General features: G+C 40.1%; 4 protein-coding genes. 1 reads left to right on the top strand and 3 read right to left on the bottom strand.

Features of this window, described 5'->3' with window-relative positions:
* Positions 1-150: 150 nt before the first annotated feature.
* The 3 genes from FJR37_RS02910 to FJR37_RS02900 form a co-directional block, all read right to left on the bottom strand.
* Positions 151-963 (bottom strand): ABC transporter permease, encoded by an 813-nt coding sequence (locus tag FJR37_RS02910; protein ID WP_039200291.1) that lies wholly within the window; start codon positions 961-963, stop codon positions 151-153.
* Complete coding sequence (locus tag FJR37_RS02905; protein WP_039200289.1) at positions 964-1,959, bottom strand: ABC transporter ATP-binding protein; 996 nt, start codon at positions 1,957-1,959, stop codon at positions 964-966.
* A gap of 185 nt (positions 1,960-2,144) precedes the next feature.
* Positions 2,145-3,392, bottom strand: coding sequence for a VCBS repeat-containing protein (locus FJR37_RS02900; protein WP_168465262.1), 1,248 nt, complete (start codon positions 3,390-3,392; stop codon positions 2,145-2,147).
* A 375-nt stretch (positions 3,393-3,767) separates the two neighbouring features.
* Here FJR37_RS02900 and FJR37_RS02895 point away from each other — a divergent pair.
* Positions 3,768-5,065 (top strand): aminopeptidase P N-terminal domain-containing protein (locus tag FJR37_RS02895; protein ID WP_168465261.1); only part of this gene is annotated, 1,298 nt, incomplete at its 3' end.

Here is a 5,065-nt window from a genome sequence, read left to right as displayed (position 1 = left end):
TAAGGGGAGTGGGGGGAGTAGGGGGAGTGGGGGGAGTTGGGGGGAGCGGGGGGAGGAGTTTTACTGATGACAACGGACAACGGACAACGGACAACGGACAACGGACAACGGACAACAGACAACAGACAACAGACAACAGACAACAGAAAATTACTGACGTTGAAAGCGGAGTGCATCAATTGATTGGGCGGTGAGAAAAATACCTAAGACAATGTAACTGGCAAATAAAATCAAACCGCTAGTATCAAAAATGCCTTGAATCAGGGTGTTATAATGTTTGAGAAGGGATAAATGACTTACGGCTTCACCCATTTGTCCGGGAATGGCTTTGGCAATTAAATCAATAAATAATAGCAAAATGACGAGGGCAAAGGTGAGGACAGCCGATAAGATTGTGCTGTCTGTTAATGAGGAAATAAACATTCCTAAAGATAAAATTGCTGCTGCTAGGAGGAGTAATCCTAAATGACCAAGTAGAGGAATTATGGGGGATATGGGAGGATTAGAATTGGATAATGCGATCGCCTCCAATCCCATTAATGGTAAAATCATGGTTAAGAAAAATGTCAATACCCCTAATAATTTACCCACAGCTACAGCCCAGTTGGTAATTGGTGATGTGGCTAGTAGTTCTAAAGTTCCCCGTTTACGTTCTTCGGCATAGAGTCCCATTGAGAGAATCGGTAATACAAATAACATTAACCACCCCATTCTATCTAAAAATGCCCGCACAAATTCGTAGGGAACATCTATTGTTGGGGCGGGAACTCCCATTTGTTGCCCTTGTAAATCATAGCTAGAAACTGTGACTAAAATTCCCTCTGGTCCTAACAAAATCATCACGAAAAATAACCCGGCTAAAAACCAAAATGCACTAGCTACTCCATAGGCTAATGGCGAAACAAAATAACTCTGTAGTTCTCGACGATAAATGGCAATAATGTTGGCGATAACTATACCCATTTACGCAGCTTCTCCTTCTTCAATTTCTGGGGTTATTTCCGTTGGTAAATTCTTTTCTGCTGTAGTTAATTCTAAGAAAACATCTTCTAGTGTGGCATTGATTCGTCGCATTTCATATAAATCAAACCCAGCCCGAATTAAAGCAGCAGTAATTTCTTTTCCTGGTTCTGTTCCTGGCTGCAATATTACCCGGAGGCAAGTATGATTGTCTGACGATTGCTGATGGTTAGGCATTAATTCTACTGAACTTACATCGGCTATATTTTGCAGCATTTGTCTAGCTAAAGCTGCATCTCCACCGATTTCTAACTCATATCCCGCCCCACCTGTTAACTGTGTCATCAAATTTTCTGGGGTATTAGTTGCGACTATTTGCCCCCGGTTAATAATGGCAACTCGGCTACAGGTCATGCTCACTTCTGCGAGAATATGGGTAGACAAAATAATGGTGTGTGTCCCTGCTAAACTTTTAATTAAGTTTCGCACTTCGATGATTTGCCGAGGGTCAAGACCAATAGTAGGTTCATCAAGAATAATAGCTGGTGGATCATGAACGATCGCCTGGGCAATCCCCACTCTTTGCCGATAACCTTTAGAAAGTTTACGAATAATAACTTTGCGCTTATCTTCTAAGTTACAACGGTTAATAGCTGCTGTTACCTTTGTCGGGCGATCGCCTGAAGAAACTCCCTTAATCCGAGCGACAAAGTGTAAAAAACCCTCCACAGTCATCTCTGGATATAATGGGGGCGTTTCTGGTAAGTAACCAATTCGCTGTCGCACCAACAGAGAATGATCATGAACATCATAACCCGCAATCTTGGCTGTCCCACTTGTAGCCGGTAAATAACCAGCTAAAATTCGCATAGTTGTGGTTTTACCAGCCCCATTCGGTCCCAAAAAACCTAAAATTTCCCCTGGTTCAACACTAAAGGTAACATCAGTAATTGCTGTTGTCGAACCATAAATTTTACTCAGATGCTCAACTTCGATCATTTACCCAATCACTAATCATGAGAATACCCACACAATCTTAGCGAAAGAATGGGTAATTAGCTTCAACAGCAACAAAAAAGCGATGATCAATAAGATCCCCGACTTCTTAGAGAAGTCGGGGATCTTATTCGTAAAATCAAAAGAGCGATCGCCTAATATAAATTGATCATAGATCAATTACCAAATCAACCTGTATACCATTCTGGAGTCAGCTTCTCTGTATCAGCAACAGGAGTTTCAGTCGCTAGAGTTCCATCCATAGTCCAGATTTTATCTGCGGACGTTTGTTGATCACGCCAGTAGATATCAGTCTTACCATCACCATTGAAATCACCTAAAGATGCTGTCAAACCAGGAGTATTGCTAGGTAGGAAAGCTTCAGAACTTACCGCTGTACCATCCATTAACCAAGCAGTATTTGCCCCACTAGTCGCATTGTGCCAGAAGATGTCAGTTTTACCATCGCCATTGAAATCGCCAATTCTCGCACTCCAATCTGTACCCAATGTGCTAACAACACCTTCAGTCACAAAAACGCCATTCATTGTCCAAATCTTATTCTCGCCTGTAGAGGTATTGCGCCACAGAACGTCAGTCTTGAAGTCGCCGTTAAAATCACCAAGAGTAGAAGTCCAAGAAGCATCTTGAGATTGGAGATCATACTTAGTGGCTTGGCTACCATCCATAAACCAAGCGGTATTTGCACCTGTGCTGGAATTGCGCCAGAAGATGTCACTCTTACCATTACCATCAAAATCAACAATGGTAGCAGTCAATCCTGGTGCTGTAGTTTCTAAAACAGTCGCATTAGCTACTTTTGTGCCATCCATTTGCCAAATAGCATTTTCACCAGTAGTGGCATTATTCCAGAAAATATCAGTTTTGCGATCGCCATTAAAATCGCCAATATTCGCACTCCAACCTGGATCAACTCGATCTAAAGTCAAGTAACTGGAAACTTTTGCGCCATCCATTAGCACAATCACATTATCACCAGTTGATTTATTCCGTAATAAGAAATCAGTCTTATTATCGCTATTAAAATCAGCAGTTTTATATTCCCAGGTATTTAAGTCATAGCTACCCAAAGAAGCCTGTTCTAAAACTTGAGTTCCATTCATCAAGCGAACTAAAATTTCACCAGTTTGAGCATTTACCCAAAGTTTATCTGTTTTCCCATCACCATTGAAATCAGGAACAATAGCTGCACTGGTTAAATAAGGATTAGGATTAGGGTTAGCACTGCCTCCAATTGGAATTTGAGCTAGTGGATTGGTTGGTACTAATGGATCTGCTAATGCAGAAACAGAAGAACTGCTACTCATAGGAGTATCACTAAATGTCGTCAATTCTTGTGATTTTTGGAGAGATACTAATCCAGAATTTTCTAGGTTGGTTGAATATAATCCTGACTGACTTACTTCTTGAAACATGATGTGTTTTTATGATTAATTAATATCCATTTTTAATTTGATCCTCATGAAGATTCTGTAAATAACAAACATTTGTTTAATTATTTTCATTGAATGTCATTATTTATAGACATTTTCATAATGTTCATCAACACTAACTTTTAATTTTGGGAGTCATATCTAAACAATCAAAAAATATTTTATATTCTGTTTATCAATGTCATCATTTAAAAATGAAATCCTGTTTCGGTGACAATCTCATCCCCAAAAGTCCTCATGGATTGTCAATGAAATTAAAAATTGGTTAAAATAACTGAAATTAGCAATTTTTTCAACAACATTTCTCAGTAGTCTAGAATTGTTAAAGCCAAAAACAACACTATCAATAAATCAACTATGCAAACAGAATATCGGCAACGTCGTGAGCAGTTAATGGCGAAAATAGGCAGTGGTACAGCGATTTTTAGAAGTGCGCCAACAGCAGTAATGCACAACGATGTCGAGTATATTTATCGTCAAGATAGTGATTTCTTTTACTTAACTGGCTTTAATGAAGCCCAAGCAGTCGCAGTATTAGCACCACATCATCCAGAACATCGGTTTATCTTATTTGTCCAACCCAAAGACCGAGAAAAGGAAGTTTGGAGTGGTTATCGTTGTGGAATAGATGCAGCGAAGGAGTTTTATGGTGCAGACGCAGCTTACCCCATTGCGGAGTTAGATGAGAAGTTACCCCAATATTTAGAAAAAGCCAATTGTATTTATTATCATTTAGGACGCGATCGCAATTTCAACGACAAAATTCTCAAACATTATCAAAGTTTACTCCGAACCTATCCTAAACGCGGTACAGGACCCACATCCATTACTGATCCTGGTACTGTCATTAACACCATGCGGTTATATAAAAGCAAAACAGAATTAGACCTAATGCGTCAAGCCGTAGAAATTGCCGTAGAAGCTCATAATTATGCTTTAAAAACCACCGCACCAGGACGTTATGAATATGAAATCCAAGCCGAAATAGAACATATTTTCCGTTTACGGGGTGGCATGGGTCCAGCTTATCCTTCCATAGTCGCATCAGGTAAGAATGCTTGCGTACTGCATTACATAGAAAACAACTGTCAAATGCAAGCCAATGACTTACTGTTGATTGATGCTGGTTGCGCTTATGGCTATTACAATTCTGATATTACCCGGACATTTCCCGTCGGTGGTAAATTCACACCAGAACAAAAAGCATTATATGAAATAGTATTAGCAGCACAAAAACAGGCAATAGCAGAAGTAAAACCTGGTAATTCCTTCCATGCACCTCATAATGCAGCCGTGCGGATATTAACAGAAGGATTAGTTGAACTGGGTTTACTCAAAGGAGAAATTGATAAATTAATCGCAGAGGAAAAATATAAACCCTTTTATATGCACCGCACCAGTCATTGGTTAGGCTTAGATGTTCATGATGTGGGCGTTTATCAACATGGAGAAAACCCCCAAACCTTACAACCTGGACAAGTGCTAACCGTAGAACCAGGGCTTTATATTGTACCGCATACCAAACCCGCCGAAGACCAACCGGAAATTGACCCCCGTTGGGTAGGGATTGGGATTCGCATTGAAGATGATGTATTAGTTACCGCAGATGGAAATGAGGTTTTAACAGCGGGAGTTCCCAAGGAAATAAAGGATTT

This window comes from Aphanizomenon sp. UHCC 0183 (genome assembly GCF_009712065.1).
Taxonomy (GTDB): domain Bacteria; phylum Cyanobacteriota; class Cyanobacteriia; order Cyanobacteriales; family Nostocaceae; genus Dolichospermum; species Dolichospermum heterosporum.
Note: the sequence above shows the minus strand (reverse complement) of the source record. Positions and strands in the feature narration are given on the sequence as shown.

What these genes read in the sequence shown, in the direction of transcription:
- FJR37_RS02900 (WP_168465262.1), bottom strand. Translation starts at nt 3,392, where the DNA reads ATGTTTCAAGAAGTAAGTCAGTCAGGATTATATTCAACCAACCTAGAA.
- FJR37_RS02910 (WP_039200291.1), bottom strand. Translation starts at nt 963, where the DNA reads ATGGGTATAGTTATCGCCAACATTATTGCCATTTATCGTCGAGAACTA.
- FJR37_RS02905 (WP_039200289.1), bottom strand. Translation starts at nt 1,959, where the DNA reads ATGATCGAAGTTGAGCATCTGAGTAAAATTTATGGTTCGACAACAGCA.